At 41.0% G+C, this 16131-nt stretch carries 12 protein-coding genes; 7 read left to right on the plus strand and 5 right to left on the minus strand.

All coding sequences use genetic code 11. From position 1 onward, the window contains the following. The first annotated feature begins 169 nt into the window (after window positions 1-169). From E2P86_RS10395 to E2P86_RS18200, 5 genes are all read left to right on the plus strand, one after another. Window positions 170-454 carry an ATP-dependent DNA ligase gene (locus tag E2P86_RS10395; RefSeq protein WP_262708597.1) on the plus strand — a complete coding sequence of 95 codons (285 nt, stop codon included), beginning with the start codon at window positions 170-172 and terminating at the stop codon, window positions 452-454. Window positions 455-635: 181 nt separating this feature from the next. Beyond that, window positions 636-4031 (plus strand): hypothetical protein, encoded by a 3396-nt coding sequence (locus tag E2P86_RS10400; RefSeq protein WP_134432832.1) that lies wholly within the window; start codon window positions 636-638, stop codon window positions 4029-4031. Window positions 4032-4034: 3 nt separating this feature from the next. Beyond that, window positions 4035-4925: a hypothetical protein gene (locus E2P86_RS10405; protein ID WP_134432834.1), complete on the plus strand. Its 891-nt coding sequence runs from the start codon at window positions 4035-4037 to the stop codon at window positions 4923-4925. Window positions 4926-4957: 32 nt separating this feature from the next. Further along, on the plus strand, window positions 4958-5683 hold the full coding sequence (locus tag E2P86_RS10410; protein WP_134432836.1) for a hypothetical protein: 726 nt from the start codon (window positions 4958-4960) through the stop codon (window positions 5681-5683). 553 nt (window positions 5684-6236) lie between these two features. Then, window positions 6237-6410, plus strand: coding sequence for a hypothetical protein (locus E2P86_RS18200; protein WP_159451807.1), 174 nt, complete (start codon window positions 6237-6239; stop codon window positions 6408-6410). Here the strand turns inward: E2P86_RS18200 and E2P86_RS10415 are convergent. The 4 genes from E2P86_RS10415 to E2P86_RS10430 form a co-directional block, all read right to left on the minus strand. Continuing rightward, window positions 6407-6793, minus strand: a complete 387-nt coding sequence (locus E2P86_RS10415; protein WP_134432838.1) for a hypothetical protein — start codon at window positions 6791-6793, stop codon at window positions 6407-6409. The genes E2P86_RS18200 and E2P86_RS10415 overlap by 4 nt on opposite strands. 143 nt (window positions 6794-6936) lie before the next feature. Continuing rightward, window positions 6937-8667 (minus strand): class I mannose-6-phosphate isomerase, encoded by a 1731-nt coding sequence (locus E2P86_RS10420; RefSeq protein WP_134432840.1) that lies wholly within the window; start codon window positions 8665-8667, stop codon window positions 6937-6939. Window positions 8668-8688: 21 nt separating this feature from the next. Further along, window positions 8689-10023, minus strand: a complete 1335-nt coding sequence (locus E2P86_RS10425; RefSeq protein ID WP_134432842.1) for a GH36-type glycosyl hydrolase domain-containing protein — start codon at window positions 10021-10023, stop codon at window positions 8689-8691. Between the two features lie 12 nt (window positions 10024-10035). Next, entirely contained in the window at window positions 10036-11373 is a 1338-nt protein-coding gene (locus E2P86_RS10430) for a sugar porter family MFS transporter (protein ID WP_134432844.1), read from the minus strand. A gap of 109 nt (window positions 11374-11482) precedes the next feature. Between E2P86_RS10430 and E2P86_RS10435 the strand changes: the two genes are divergently transcribed. Continuing rightward, a complete protein-coding gene (locus tag E2P86_RS10435; protein WP_085471659.1) occupies window positions 11483-12217 on the plus strand; it encodes a GntR family transcriptional regulator in 735 nt (244 codons plus the stop codon). 33 nt (window positions 12218-12250) lie between these two features. Here E2P86_RS10435 and E2P86_RS10440 read toward each other — a convergent pair whose 3' ends face one another. Further along, on the minus strand, window positions 12251-13576 hold the full coding sequence (locus E2P86_RS10440; protein WP_206367958.1) for a GH36-type glycosyl hydrolase domain-containing protein: 1326 nt from the start codon (window positions 13574-13576) through the stop codon (window positions 12251-12253). Window positions 13577-13801: 225 nt separating this feature from the next. Here E2P86_RS10440 and E2P86_RS10445 point away from each other — a divergent pair, with 225 nt between their 5' ends. Beyond that, a complete protein-coding gene (locus tag E2P86_RS10445) occupies window positions 13802-16129 on the plus strand; it encodes a GH92 family glycosyl hydrolase (protein ID WP_134432846.1) in 2328 nt (775 codons plus the stop codon). Window positions 16130-16131 lie beyond the last annotated feature (2 nt).

A 16131-nucleotide genomic window follows, 5' to 3' on the forward strand; every position in this document is an offset into this window, starting at 1 on the left:
TCGGGGTAATAATAGCATGCTGCCTAGAATGAAATCTTAATTTTTGAATGCTTCGGGATGGAATCGTAAATGACGATTATGAAGAAGAAAACTAAAATGCCGCAACATGTAAGCCGGTGCTGTGCACGTTGACGAAAGAATCTTTGGATAATAAGGAATATTTGTAGAAATAAAATGGGATGGCTACCGTATCATATCATTTGTCGGAAATGGAAAGGTTCGCATGAATTCCAGGAGCGGTCTGAATTATACAGCGAAATATCCACCCATTGAAAAAGCGTTGCAAAGCTTGGGACATGATGCCATCATTGATGGAGAAGTTGTCGTATTCAATGAAGACGACAAGCCAAACTTTGATGCAGTGCAGCTTTACAATGGGTTTGATTCCCCAATAAAGTATTGTGTTTTCGATCTTTTATGGCTGGACGGTCAAGACTTGAAGTCACTTATATAGTCTTCAGATTTATGATGATTAATCCTGTTTTCGTCCCGGTATTATAACTGTAAACTGGTTGAAAGAATGAATTCTCTTAAGGATGTTTAAGGATAACGCAATATAATTGTATGTTTGTAAAGTATCATTTTTTGCATTTGCTAATTGCATGATGATAGTATGAGTTTATTAAATTTTCATTATGAGTTTCGAATCCGTTATAAAAAGGTTACAAGAAGGCCCTGCCATATTGATGCTAGGACAAAATTATCTTGCCTTAGAATCTGGGAAGGACCATATTTTACAAAAGATAATTGCAAAGTATTCTTCCAATGAGCAAATAGATAATATTTCCTATAAATTACTCGCAAATCTTAATCTTTCGATTTATAGTCCAGAAATTTTTCAATGGCTTGAGGGCCTTTGTAAGAGTATTTCGACACCAACTTGGCTTGAAGAAATTTCAATTTTTCCATGGGCAGCTGTTTATACTTCAGCTATTGACACGATCTTAGAGCGGCCATTTGAATCTGGAAATCGGTCTGTTCAGCCGATTGTTAATGACCGATATTTAGTAAATGATCCAAGAAATAGGAATCACTTACATATTACTTATCTAATGGGCTATATCAGGGCTTCTGAAAATAGCGACTTGCCACCTCTGAAACAGCTAGATTTTGCAAAAAGGAGAAATGTTACGAACGCATTGTTGAGCAGGCTTACAACTTTAATAACTCCAAGAGGTCTTTTAGTAATTGAAGGATATGGATTGAACGACCAACTAACAATTGACGATCTCTATACCTATACCTCCACCTTGGAAGCACAACAAATTTTAATCTGCAGTGCTTCTAAAGAATTATTAGCTGATGAAAGAGTTTCGGATTTGGTTACATCTGGAAAGGCCGTGGTAACTGAAGATTCCTTTGCTTCTTTATTTATTGAATGGACTGCAAGTGGGAAATTGAAATTTGAAACAAAAGGCACTGATGATTATTATGGAAAATGGTTAACACTTCCCCAGGACCGTGTAAAATTGCCAGATGAACTTATTAGTAAAGTTTCAAGAGGGGCCTTTATCCCTGATGACAGTATTTTTTGGTCAAATGAAGAAAAGACTGACGAAGAACGTTACACTGCTTTTAGAAGATTTTTATCATCATCAAATGTTCTTCCAGACTGGGAAGGTTATAAACAAGGATTTGCTTTTGAACGGGACTATTATCAAACCTTAAAATCTACAGTAGTTAATGCATATTTAAATCGTGAAGAGTCTGAGAAGCCAATCATATTATTTGGCCAAACAAGTAGTGGGAAAACGACTTCCCTTGGACTTCTAACCTATGAATTACGAACTGAGTATAAGTATCCAGTCCTTTTTATCCCTAAACGTTATCAACGGGGAGATGAAATGAGTATTGATTTATTTTGCCGGTGGGCTGAAGATAATAAAGCTAAGGGCACTATAATAATATGGGACGGTATGTTAGATGCAGAGCCATATTACAAACTCCTTCGTTTTTTAAATTCCCGAGGTAGAAATATTATTTTAGTATGTAGCTGTTATATTACTGAAATAGATCAGGATAAAGTAAGACCGACTAATTACATCGAGGCTCCGATAGACCTTGTTCCGGCAGAAAGGAATCGTTTCATAAACTTCGTAAAATCGGTCAATCCATTGCTAGCTAGTGTTATAAAGGATGCTGATGAGCCAAATCTATTAGCTCTTTTATATAGGTATCTTCCGACAAATCTTGCAAGTATTAGGTCTGGCCTTCATGATGAATACAACTTTTTTGTTAATTTATTAAGCAACCAAAAATCAGATACAGTAAAAACAAAGACAGACCTGTATGACTTATTTACAAAGGCAGGAATAGTTCCCTCTGAAAGTGGTGATGATGACATCTTAAGTAAGCCTCTATTTTTAGCTTCAGAGACAATTACTGTTGCTGATTTCTTGACTTTCTCAATAATGGTTCCTGGGCAATATGGTTTGAATGTCCCCTTCGAACTTTTATTAGACGCAATTGGGTTTGATAGCTTCGCCACACACATCTTTAAAGCCATGAATACCGTAAATCTAATAAAATGGTATGATGATGAAGATGGAAATATCGAATTGGGGCCGAGAACCACTTTAGAAGCCAAAATTTTAGCCAGATATGCCGGTGGAAAACGCTCTGAAATTGATTATATTTCTGGATTGCTTGAAAGAGTTAGAACAGAAGCAGGTAAAGAATTTGGTGCAGCTGATAGACAAATCGAATTTGCCGTACAACTCCTAAACGAAATTGGTCCTAATTCTACGAATGCATACTTCCAATCGTATTATCAAATTACGGAAATTTTGCGAATGCTAAGAGAGGATCGATATGCTTATCATCCACGACTCGTCCTGAAAGAAGCAATGTTTTTGCGTGCTATAGTGAAGAGAATTAAAGATTATCCTAACATAGAGGAGACAAGCATTGAATTGCTTGAACGAGCGGAATCTATGGTGCGTCAGGCATTAAATGATTTAGGGAATAATTCTGGAAGAATGATTGCATCCTACTTACGAGTTGAGTTATCAACAATCTCCGGTTTTCTCGCTCAATATTATATAAATGAACCTGATATAGCGAAGGAGTATTATTGGCAAGTTAGACATCTTAACAATTATTCTTTTAGTACAAATCCTGGAAATTATTTGGCTGTGGACATTGCAGCTTGGACGACAGAAAGACTATTGTCCGGGGGCGTATTTACTCCTGAAGAAAAAGTGGAGGCCGAAACAGATTTGTTAAGTCTTTTTGAAATGGTTGAAGCAGAGGGAATAAGTGAAGAACATCAAGAAGATTTTCAGGCAAGAAAAATAAAGTTCTATGAAATTTTAGGCAATACTCCCTTAGCTGATGAGATTTTTGAATCTATGAGAGCTAAGGGATTTACACATGGCATTTATTTACGCGCTAGAAATAAACTTGGATTCGAGAAAGAAAGTGAAATGTCCAAAGATAAATTTCTAATGAAAAACAAAGAGGCGTTTAAATATCTTTTTAGATATTTTGATGAGATTAAACATGATGGAAGATGCCTTTTCCTTCTCTTGAAAACTTGGTGGATAAGTACGTCAAGAACGACCTTCTTCGAGGGCCAAAACCAGGCAATAGCATTTGAGAACAAAGAATGGGACTTTTGTATGCAAATTACAAGTTTGCTTCTTAGTTGCGAGGAACGGTATCAAACTGCAACCGTCTATTATTTACTGGCACTCTCTCAGTTCCATCTCGATTTTATAAAGCCTGCGATGCAAACATTTGAAGCTCTACAAGCTGAATCATTCGCTTATGGACGAAAGAGAGTTGCAAAATTCTATATGTTATCTACTCCTTCCGGAGGGGTAAGAGTTTTTAGCGGTGAGGTAAAAGAAAACGTTTCAAGATCGAAATATGATAAACGTGGCAACATTTATGTTTCCGAATTAGGAATTTCCATTCCATTTTCCCTTTATGATTTTGGTCAAAATAGTTTTCAAAAAGGCGACAGAATATCGGCTTTTAATATTGCTTTTAATTTTCTTGGACCAATTGCCGTACCGGTTAAAAAATAGAATATGGATCGGATACGTGAACAGCATAAAAAATTGGTATTCTTAATCGAAGAGATAAACAACGAAGCACTCAAATTCAATAACATTTGCTTTTTCACTTCTCCATCTCTAGGTGTTAGTTTTAATTCATTCGAGGTTTGCTTTAAAGATTATGTTCTTTATTTATATAGCTTATTTATTGAATTGCCAGGGCCTAACTTAAAATTTGTTGATAAAAAAATCAAAGATTTTGGTTTTCCAATAACCGACAAAGCGAAACAAATATGTAGGTTGGTTCAAGATCTCAGAACCGTTCGTGGACATTACACATCAATGGACAAGCCAAAAGATAGGGAAAAGATAAATGCTTGTGAGGACTGGTATGAGCAAACTGCAGATGTAAAAATTCTTGAAAAAGAAGAAGATTATCGAAAATGCGCAACAGCTATTTTAGAGGGAACAATTGAATATCTTGAAATGGTATCATTGTGCCTCAAAGAATTTTCTAACGTTGAATTTCCTGATATTATTCAAGAAGATTGGACAAGAGATTTAACAAGGTCCTTTAGTAAATTTCAGTGGGAAATGGAATTACAATATGTTTTAGAAATGTATGGAATGAATCATTTTGATCCTCATATAATAGTTGGTAAAGAATTGGGAAATTGGAATGCTCAATTAAAAATATTAAAGGATGGTTTTGTATTCGCAACAGAAGCGAGAAGGATTATTGCAAGATTTATTGAACAGGAAGAAATTTGGCCGGCCACTGGAGATGACTTGCATGAATTGGGAGTTGAATTTGGGCCAAAAATGAGAGAAATGGTAAAGAAGGCCAAAAAGCTATATTATGATGATCCTTGCGACAAAACTGAATTATTAAGGAGATTTAAAGAGAAGTATCTTACTAACTAGTAGAGTGAAAAAGTTATAAATATTTAGGAATAATGACACAAGAAATAATTACAAAACATAGAAACGAATTCAACACTGAATATTGGGATAAGGTTTTAGAAAAATATCCTCGCTTGATCATTGAAGAAACCACTTCGGATGTTTCAGGAGCTTGGTCAAATATTACCGATGCCAAGATCACTATTAATATCAAAAGCAATTTTGATTCTACTCTTACACATGAAATGCTTCACTTGTATCTTGACTACTTGCAAATTAGACCTTCGCAAGTTCTATCACAAAAATCCTTCGATTATTATTGGATCAGGGAACTTTTCGACAGGAGCGAATTCGATGACACTGGGAATCTCATGAGCCATATAAAGATGTTCCCAATTTTTACAGATTTAGGTTTTGAGGATTCGTCATTTATCGAGAATTTTAATGCAATTGAAGTAAGTAAGAAGATAATTCGAGAATTAAAGGAGGCTTATCAGTATTTAAAAGGCAATGAAATCCTGACACGAAAGTACGTTCGAAATTATTTCAAAGCTATGTTCTTAATGAACGGATGTATCAATAAAAAGATTCACTATTTTGAGAATAAAGAAGTTTTGAGAAAGAATGATACAAAGCTTTTTTCCATTTTAAATAGTTTTTGGAGCAAATGGAAATCCTTAGATATTTATGGTGGAACAGATTCAGAAAAGCAACTGGAGAATATAGTAGATGAACTTTACACAGGAATAGAACAATACGTGGATTCTAAACTTAAGTGATCACAGATTGAACATTCAAATGTTTGTTTACATATTCAATTTTTTAATTCTGAACATTACAAAATGAGCATAAATAGAAATTTCTCTTCCATCTTTTTAAAACTTTGAAAACTCGACAAAAATGCAGAATGGTTGCAGCCGGAGCCAAAAATAGCCACTCAAATTTGAATGGCTATTTTTTTATTTCAGTGTTCGATTCCCGGACTTTATACTGAATCACATTTTTCGATTTTCGAAATTCAAGCGTAAAAATTGTATCACGGTTTTTTCAAAAAAATGCGATTTATAGCCTGTGCGAAATCAAAAAAGTGTTCAAAGAATTTCCCGGCCTCTGTACGTAAAAAAACCGTTTCTGCTATTATAGAAACGGTTTTTCTTTTTTAGCGTCTTCCGATACCTCAAAAAGCACCTACTCCATCCAAAAGGAATAACTCCAGATCAGTACCATTACCCTTGTAAACCCATTTATTGATGGCTACGACATGAATTTGGGTTTCTTGATCTATCAAGAGTGTACAGGAAGTTCTATTTCATTTTATTTGTACCTTTAATTATGAATGAAAATCAACTAGCCGTATTAATATTTGCAATCGCTTCAATTATTGCAGGCATTTTGCTAAAACGATGGGGAGAAAAATCAATGTGGTATTCTCCTTTAATTGGCATCGGTGTTTTCGTTATCATTTTACTGCTTATTGATATCTACCGGCAAACCGCGCTGGATTAGGTAGCTGGGGATAAATGAAGTACGGACTTAACGATATACTCACTCTTGTTAACCGAAGTCTCCATCAGTAGTTTTGAATCCTTTATATCGAATTTGAACGATGACTTTCTACTATCATTACTTAGGTATATAGAATCTTTTGCTATGTTATAACTCCCATCTCCCTCGCTTGATTTATAAGAGCCGTCAGGTAAGAACTGAATCGTAATACCTTTTACCGAATCTATCCTACCACTAAGATTGTCGTATTTGGTATTGTCGAAATTTACATAAACCGTTTCTTCCGCAATAAGATTCCACTTTTTGTGTAAAGGATTTTCTTGACGATCAAACGAAAGAAGAAAGAAGCTCAATGCAGCAAGTAAACAGAAATATAACCTCATAGACGGAAAGTTTAATTTATTATCACCTGTTGCAAATATAGGGATTCGGTCCTATGATTTTGCACCGTAAAATGGGTCCAAATGTAAAAAATATTCCGGTCTAGCAACCAAATTGTCCTAAACCGGAATATAAATAGAACACACTATACGCGTACAAAAGCTTTCAATGTCGTGCACATTTTACCTGCTGACAAACCGTAGGGTCTAATGGTATATGCACCGAGCTGTGCAGGAACAATGAAAGTCTCTGCATAATGCACGATAAAGGGCGAAAAGCGTCCTTCCTCACTTTCTACAATAACCTCTTCCCCTTCTACTAAGTTGATGACCTGAACGCCACCTAACGTATCGTGCTTAACAGTGGTGGTAAAGCGATGACGGCGGGTCTCAATAAATTCATTTACATGCAAACCCGTCTTCTCCTCCACCCAACCATCACCTTGCGCGATCGGCACGACCGCATTCACCAACTGTGCCATCGTATAATCCGTATCACGCGACCAATCGATAACCTGAAGACCACGCTCGACGTTAATAGGTCGCGGCTTACCATTTAATCCCAAGCGTTCCCAGTCCCACATTTTAAAAGTAAAATGATTCGGTGTCGCGCTAATCTCCAAAACCACCCCCTCAGGTCCCGAACAATGCACGGTGCCTGCCGGAATCAAGAAATGATCATGCTTTGCGGCAGGCAAACGATTCGAATATTTCGCGGCATCAAAAACCAGCTCCCCACGGGCAGCGGCCCGTAGGTCGGCCGACATTTGATCGCGGTCAATGTCGTTCCGTAAGCCCAAATATACCGTAGCATCTGGTTTAGCCTCCATCATATAGTAACTCTCGTCCTGCGTATAATTCATCCCAAACTGTTTACGGATAAAGTCAGTTGTAGGATGAACCTGAAAGCTGAGGTATCCCCCACCCATCGTATCTAGAAAGTCAAAACGAATCGGAAAATCTTTACCGAATCGGGACTCCACAGCTTCCCCCAGTAGCGCACGACTCTCCAACAATACCACATTGATAGATGGCAGCTCAAAACGCACCCCATTAACAGTAAAGAACAAACTGTTTTCTTCCGGAACACAGTCGAAACACCAACCATAGTTCACCTCCTCCTTATCTAGATCAAACACCTCCTTCATCCATTGCCCCCCCCAGGGCGCCGGCGCAAAATACGGCACCACGCGAAAAGGCTGACTAACGGTTTTTTGAATGCCCGACATAAACGTATCGGCATCGATAAGTTTCGGTTGATGGGGAATGTGCGTATCCAGCCAATAAGAAACCTTGGCAAATAGCTGTTCTTTGTGTGCGTCACAGATCAGCCAATCGTTGAAGTAAGCTCGTTTATGTTGACTGGAGAAAGCCTCTTTATGGTTATCAATCCCCAACGCTGTAACACGTTCACGGCGCATACGTTCCTGATGTTCCCAACGTGCCAAATCGGCAAAAACTAAGCATGCCGTATCCGGGACAATCAACGAGGCTCCTGCTCCTACGACAACCGTAACCCCGGCGGACTGCGCGACAAGGCGCTTGGCCGCAGCGAGCTTATCGCTATCAAAAAAATCCACTAAAGTCAGTGCTGTACGGTAACCAAAAATAGGATCGTCCGTAACAAACCGCTGCGTTAATGCGCGGACGTCATCTTCACTTTTATACAAATCGCGCATCCGTATGAACAAACTCGGACGCAGTGTGTCTAGGGCTGTTTCAATTTCAGCTTCGTGTATGCCGACATAAGTTTCGATTGCCAAAACAGGATGCACAGACAGCTCTTCGGAAAAGGAGGAAACGATATCGTCCCAGCCGCAACGCATAAAGCCTGAAAGCGCTGTCGCAGGATATTTATCGTAATTGGATATACGCATGATAAAGGTACTTGATTAAAATTATTGTTTACTTTTATTACTATCTGCTTGTTCATGAAGCATCTCTATACTTTTCCAAAGGACACCGGCGGCCCCTCTAAAACTGGCTGATCCAGCGGGCTTGCCATCACGGGTCCACCACTCATAGAATCCCTTATGATCCAATACCAGATCGACCATAGGCGCCAAGGCTTCATAGGCCTCCTCGTACATCCCAACCCGGATTAGTTGCTGCACCATACGCCCCCCAAACCAAGTCCAATCGCCTCCATTTTGGTAGCTATATTCACCCAACCCCTTATTCTCAAAAGTTCCATTCGGATAGGGCGGATAAACGGTTAGCCCAATGGATGGTGCACCCGATTTTTTAACATTGTCCTGCATCCGAAGATAGGCTTCACGGATTTCCTTTTTCGTCAGAAAACCAGCCTCGATGGCCGTAAATGTTCCGCCATGGTAGTATATCTCTTCTTCATCGAATGTATTTGGAAATGGTGACCCTTTATCCAGATAGATATGTGGATGGTATTTCTTTCGTTCTTTATCCCACAAATATTTACGCGTATTCTTCGTAATATCATGGCCCACTTTCGTCCAATATACCTGTCGTGGACGATCATCGACCAAGTCCAAATAATTGTTAATGGCAATGACGAACATCGCATTATCATAGATATCGATAGCCGGGTGCGAGGAGCTATCCAATGCAACGCCCCATTCGTGCTCCGGTTGTACATCTCCCCAATCCACCGTCGTTGCCCCCCAAAGGAGGCCATATTTGGCGTTAAAGCGATCATCGAGCAAGTATTGGAGCGCATCATGCATACGATCGACAACCGTCCTATCTCCCACCTTAATGTGCAAGAAAGCACGATCACCGGTCGCCTGAATGTATTTATGTACCGCTTGTATCAACGAAGTTTCCTGGTCGGTTTCGACGGTATTTTTGTGCGACCTATAATCGGGCTCATAGGGTGATGTTTGATATACATAGCCCGCGCCAGCGCGCGCCGCTGGAATATAGCCATCTGGAATATTTCCATCCGGTTGCTGAAACTTAAAAAACATCAACAAAGCTTCCCGTGTGCGCTCCTGACCATTCACCTTGGTAGAAAGTTCAACAAAGGAGTTCAAGTCCCTAATCCATACTTCACCGTAGCCATCACCTGCCGTAAAACCAGACTGAACAAGCTTCTCTGCCATCTCGGTAACCTGTGTTAATTTGCTGGAAGATCTGATACTCTGCTGTAGGGTATCCGACATCCGCGTCTGCCCTTGCACAGCCGAGCTTATCGTGGCCACAGCTAGGGCTGTCCATAGAAAATTTTTGTACTTCATAATGTCTATTTGTTTCATAAGGTGATTGTCTTATTCTTGGTTTATCTTTCGTCGATGCTTCACTTGCCAGTGTTGTTCAATCTCCTCTAAGGTTTTTCCCTTGGTTTCCGGAAGTAACATGTACACAGTCACAAATGCTATTGCACAAAACAGGGCAAACAACCAAAAGGTATACATGCTTCCTAAGCGATTTAACAGCAAGGGCGTCAATTGACCAACCAGCGTATCTGCGCCCCACATCACGAGGATACTAAGTGTCATGGCGCGTGTTCGGATCGCTGTAGGAAAGATCTCTGACGCAACGACAAACTTCAATGGCCCGATGGACATCGCAAAAAAGAACATAAAGCACAAAATGGACGCAATGAGAAAATTACTATACAACGTCATATCTTGCCCCAAGAACCAACCACTTAGCAAAAGGCTTGCTGTGGCGCCCGCCGTCCCCAAAAGATATAACGGGCGCCTTCCCCAGGAGTCTACCTTCCAAATCGCGAAACATGTAAAAACCACATTCGCTAAACCAAAAAATACTTGGGCATGGAAGGAGTTACTTATCGATAGTCCCGATTCGATCAGAATACTGGGACCAAAATATACGATGGCGTTGATGCCGCTTAATTGTGAAAACAAAGGCAACAAAAGCCCGAGCAACAAAGCCGTACGGTACATCGGAGCAAACAGCGATGCCTGTGGCGTAGCTTGGACTTCCAGCTCCCTTTGTTCGGCTTCAATCTGCAAACGCTTATAACAAGCTAATGCTTGATCGTATCGTCCTTTATTCATTAACCAACGTGGGCTTTCCGGCACAAAGAACAATCCCATCCCTAATAGGAAAGAAGGTACGGCTCCCGCCAAAAACATCGTGCGCCAAGTCTCCCCTAATATGAGCAGGTTGTTGTTTACGATAAGGGCATTACTCAAGTATGCGCACAAAATACCGATCGTGATCGCCAGTTGGTAAAGTGTTACCATGCGACCGCGATACTTGTATGGCGAGATCTCCGCAATGTAAAGAGGAACGACTATCGAAGCGATCCCGACACCGACGCCCCCGATCCAACGATTTAACAGGACTACTTCGAAATTATTACCATAGCTACAACCGAAAGCAGAAATCAAAAAAAGCACAGCAGCGATCAACAAGGTGGGCTTACGACCAAAGCGATTACTCCACGCACCGGCGAAAAGCACACCGATAATACAGCCAACCAGTGCAGAGGACACAAAAAAACCTTCTTGAACCGGAGTCAACTGAAAACTATCCCGAATTAAGGGAATCGTACCCGAAATAACGGCCATATCAAAACCGAAAAGAAAACCTCCCAAGGATACTGTAGCGATAATAAGTTTGAAAAGCGTATTCATACGTTATAATTGGATCATAATTTTATATGTACATACATATAGACAAACATAGGTTCTTTTTTTTAAATTATCCAAAAAAAATCCTATTTTAGTTACGAAATAAAATCAGATGAATCTTCAAATCGATCATAACAGTCCAATACCTCTACATATACAAGCTGAAATGTTGTTGCGCGACATCATTAAGCAAACGGATTATGTAAATGGCAAACTGCTTCCCAATGAAGTGGAGCTAGCACAGCACTTAAAGATATCGCGTACGACCCTTCGCTTGGCCATTAATAAATTGGTTTTTGAGGGACTTTTGACACGTAAAAAAGGTATCGGCACGAAGGTGGTAACGACTAAGTTCAGTTCGAAATCAAAAAATTGGCTCAGCTTTTCACAGGAAATGAAAAACAGAGGTATGGAGGTTCGGAATTTTGAACTTCATATAAGTTGGGTGGTGCCTGAAGCACATATTGCACAATTTTTTGCCATAAAGGAAGATCAAAAAGTATTGAAGCTAGAGCGCTTACGTGGCGAGGCTGACGACCCTTTTGTTTATTTTATATCGTATTTTAATCCTTCCATTGGACTGACGGGAGAAGAGGACTTTAAACGTCCCTTATATGAAATTTTAGAGCATGAATATCAGGTTTTTGCGGATCTTTCACAAGAAGAGATCGATGCAAAACCAGCGGACAAATTTATTGCAAGTAAACTTGAAATTGGGCAAGGGGCTCCTATCTTATCGCGGAAGCGTTTTGTATACGATCGTGACGGACACCCCATCGAATATAATTTAGGCTTCTATCGTGCCGAAAGCTTCACCTACACCGTGGAAAGTCGAAGAGATTACTAAAAATAAAAAAGGGACATCAGTCCCTTTTTTATTTTATTTCACCTCGCGGGCCCAATCGTTGAACATTGCGATCGACGTACTTAGCACCCCAGCAGCACCTTTAAATTTCCCGGATCCACTGGGTACATCGTCTTTACCGTACCATTCATGAAAACCTTGATTCTTGATGACCCGATCAATCATTGGACGCACTTCTGTATATGCCTCCTTAACAAAGCCATGCTTTATTAATTGCTGAATCATGCGCCCTCCAAACCAAGTCCAATCGCCTCCATTCTGATACGCATAGGGATCCGACATCCAGCCCCGGAAGAAACCTTTGGGATATGTTGGGTAAAGTGTTAAGCCAATACTGGGCATCCCCGAAAGCCTGACATTCTCTACCATTTGCTTATTCACTACAGCAATTTCAGCCTTCGATAAGAGGCCGGCCTCAATCGCCACGGCGGTACCACCATGGTAGTGAATCTCATTTTCATCAAAACCTGCAGGAAGTGGTGAACCATTGGGGTAAAGGTGTGGAATAAACTTTTGTTTCTGCTTATCCCAAAGATGCTTCCGTGTATTTCTCGCGATCTCGTCCTTCCACTTCGCCCATTCTTTACTTTTAGGGTGTTTTTTTGCAAAATCAGCCATGTATTGTAAAGCAATGATCAGCATAGCATTGTCATACACATCAATTGCTTCATGCGAAAGGCTGTTCCAATCACAGCCAAAATCATCCTGCGGCTGCACATCCCCCCAATCGGCGGTCATAGCGCCCCACAGCAGGCCATATTTCGTGTTGAAACGATCTTTCCGCAGGTAATCCAACATCCACTCGATACGTGCCATAACTGTTTTATCGCCAATCTTTTCCTCAAGAATGCTGTAGTCGCCCGTCTTCTGGATATATTTACCAAGCAGCTGAATAAGCGATGTTTCTTGATCGGTCTCCACTGTATTCTTAAAGCCAACATGCTCGGGTGCCGTTTCCGCATAATAAGGTGTGTCATCGTTCCATGTAAAGTCTTTCTTCACCACATACCCATCCACCATCTCTCCATTGGCTTGCTGCAACGCAAAGAATAACAAAATAGCACCACGCACTTCCGAAGAGGAGCGCTCCTCGAGTGCCGTTTCAATAAAGGTATTGAGATCCCTTGCCCAGATTTGAGAATATCCGCTTCCGGCATTAAAACCTTCCTTAATCACCGAACGTGCCAGGCGATCTACCTCAACAAAGCGCTGGTCATTCAAAATCTCCTGTGCCAAACGTTTGTTTTCTGGTATCTGCTGCGATTTGCAAGCAGTAAGCCCCATCAGAAGCATAAAACCACAGACAAGAACAGCTTTTTTTCTCTCTTGAAATAATGTCATTATATAAGTTGATTTATAATTTGTATGTACATACAAGTTTAAGACTAAATTTTATATATTGCACTATCTAACATAATTTTTACAAGAAAAGTTGCTGTTACAGCATATGACAAATGAAGTTTATGCGGCCAAAAACTGCAGCGTAATGGACCATTATAAATAAAATGTATATACATATAATACTTGAAAGATCTTAATTTGCAATAAAACAATATTTTTTTCACCATGAAGAACCTCTATTTATTACTTTTACTATGTATCGCGTCCTCCATTTCTGTAAACGCACAAGAGACAGACTACACCTCTTTTGTACGCCCGAATATCGGTTCTGCACATAGTCGTTACTTTTTTTATACACCGGCGGCGCTGCCATTTGGTATGGCCAAGCTGGCACCAAGTACGAATGGAAGCTACGGAAACAAGTCCGGATGGGAAGCAGTAGGATACGACGATGGGCACCAATCCATCGAAGGTTTCGCGAATTTCCATGAATTCCAGATTGGTGGTCTCCTATTTGCACCGACCGTAGGAAAACTACAAACCAAACCCGGAACACTCGAAGATCCCTATAGTGGATATAGATCGACGTTCGATAAGAAAGATGAATATGCCACCGCTGGATACTACCGCGTAAAGCTTCAGGAATATGATGTCGTGGCGGAGTTAACGGCAACAGAAAGGGTTGGATACCACCGGTACACCTTCCCGAAAACAGATTCCGCGCATGTTATCTTCGATATCGGCCATCAGTTGGGCGAAAGTGGGCCGGTGCGAGATGCCGAAGTCTTTTTTGCAAACAACAGCGTCTGGGGATACGTAGTAACGCAGCCTGTGTATGTACAAAAGTACCAAGAGGGTGCCGATATACGAATGTACTTTTATGCAGAACTAGACAAATCACCAACAGCGATAGGCGTTTTCAACGACCAAAAGGCAATCGCTGGTCAACAGCATATAAAAGGAGCCGGTTCCGGATTATACCTGACCTTTACTACAGCAGCGAACGAAGCTATCACTATAAAGACAGGGCTTTCGTATACATCGATTGAGAATGCGAAGGACAATCTGGCTCATGAAGGACGTTCGAAGAATTTCGACCAAGCGAGAACAGCGGCAACGCAAAAATGGAATAGTATGTTGGGGCGCATCCAAGTTGAAGGGGGTAAAACGTCGGATAAAACGAAGTTCTATACCGGCCTTTATCATGCTCTTTTAGGGCGTGGACTGGCAAGTGACGTAAATGGAAGTTACCCCAAAAATGATGGCACCATAGGTCAGATTACACGCAAAAATGGCACTCCAATCCATCACCACTATAACACCGATGCCATCTGGGGCGCTTTCTGGAACCTGACTCAACTCTGGGCTATTGCCTATCCCGAGTATTACAACGAATGGATACAAAGCCAACTCCTGGTCTACCGCGACGCAGGCTGGCTGGGAGATGGTATTGCGAACAGTAAATTTGTATCTGGCGTCGGCACAAATTTCACCGGACTAGCTATCGCCGCTGGGTATAATGTCGGTATCCGGAACTACGATATCGAGGAAGCCTATGCCGCAGTACGTAAGAATGAGCTGGAAGGACGAGACCGTATTCCGGGTGCCGGAAAACTCGATGTGGCAATGTTTGTGAGGAACGGATATGTACCTTTTGTGCCGGACGAAACAGGTGCGCCAGAGCTGATGACGCAAGGCTCTCCCTTTGGTGCTTCGCATACCTTAGAATATGCGTTCTCCGCTTCCGCTGCCGCGCAATTTGCCCGTGCGTTGAATAAGCAAGCTGATTATAAACAATTCGTCTCCTTGTCGACAGGATGGAGAACACTCTATGACCCAAAAACAGGCTTTCTCCGCCCGAAGGACACCAAGGGTGCGTTCTTAGATAACTTCAATCCTTTCCAATCGTGGCGGGGTTTCCAGGAGGGTAATGCATGGCAGTATACTTTTTATGTGCCACATGAGCCCGAAGAACTGGTAAAACGTGTCGGTCATCGCAACTTCGTGCATCGTTTGGACAGTATATTTACTGTGTCGCAGAAAAATGTATTTGGGGGCGGTACACATATTGATGCTTTTGCGGGGATTGAAGGGCTCTATAACCACGGGAACCAACCGAACCTACATATCTCCTGGCTATTTAATTTTGCAGATCGGCCCGACCTCAGTCAAAAGTGGGTTCGTGCAATCTGTGATGAATTCTATGGTACCGATGGAATCCATGGTTATGGCTATGGACAGGATGAGGACCAAGGGCAACTTGGAGCTTGGTATGTACTGGCGAGTATGGGTTTATTTGATGTAAAAGGATTAACCGCAGCGGATCCAAGTTTTCAAATCGGAACACCACTGTTCGATAAGATAACCATTAGTCTACCAAAGGACATTCGTCCACGACCGTTTGTCATTTCAATAACTAACCCACAAGAAAATGGAATCTATATCGATAAGGTTCAAATCAATGGGCGTCCGCAAAAAATGCTGAGCCTACCCTTCCGCGAACTGTCACATGGCGGCAAACTGGAGGTAACGAAAAAAGCTTCTCATTTCTGAGA

The sequence above is a fragment of the Sphingobacterium psychroaquaticum genome (assembly GCF_004421025.1).
In the GTDB taxonomy this organism is placed as follows: Bacteria; Bacteroidota; Bacteroidia; order Sphingobacteriales; family Sphingobacteriaceae; genus Sphingobacterium; species Sphingobacterium psychroaquaticum.

Coding starts and splice junctions, on each gene's coding strand:
- E2P86_RS10445 (WP_134432846.1), top strand. CDS start 13,802: ATGAAGAACCTCTATTTATTACTTTTACTATGTATCGCGTCCTCCATT.
- E2P86_RS10415 (WP_134432838.1), bottom strand. CDS start 6,793: ATGAGGTTATATTTCTGTTTACTTGCTGCATTGAGCTTCTTTCTTCTT.
- E2P86_RS10430 (WP_134432844.1), bottom strand. CDS start 11,373: ATGAATACGCTTTTCAAACTTATTATCGCTACAGTATCCTTGGGAGGT.
- E2P86_RS10410 (WP_134432836.1), top strand. CDS start 4,958: ATGACACAAGAAATAATTACAAAACATAGAAACGAATTCAACACTGAA.
- E2P86_RS10435 (WP_085471659.1), top strand. CDS start 11,483: ATGAATCTTCAAATCGATCATAACAGTCCAATACCTCTACATATACAA.
- E2P86_RS10425 (WP_134432842.1), bottom strand. CDS start 10,023: ATGAAACAAATAGACATTATGAAGTACAAAAATTTTCTATGGACAGCC.
- E2P86_RS10405 (WP_134432834.1), top strand. CDS start 4,035: ATGGATCGGATACGTGAACAGCATAAAAAATTGGTATTCTTAATCGAA.
- E2P86_RS18200 (WP_159451807.1), top strand. CDS start 6,237: ATGAATGAAAATCAACTAGCCGTATTAATATTTGCAATCGCTTCAATT.
- E2P86_RS10440 (WP_206367958.1), bottom strand. CDS start 13,576: ATGACATTATTTCAAGAGAGAAAAAAAGCTGTTCTTGTCTGTGGTTTT.
- E2P86_RS10400 (WP_134432832.1), top strand. CDS start 636: ATGAGTTTCGAATCCGTTATAAAAAGGTTACAAGAAGGCCCTGCCATA.
- E2P86_RS10420 (WP_134432840.1), bottom strand. CDS start 8,667: ATGCGTATATCCAATTACGATAAATATCCTGCGACAGCGCTTTCAGGC.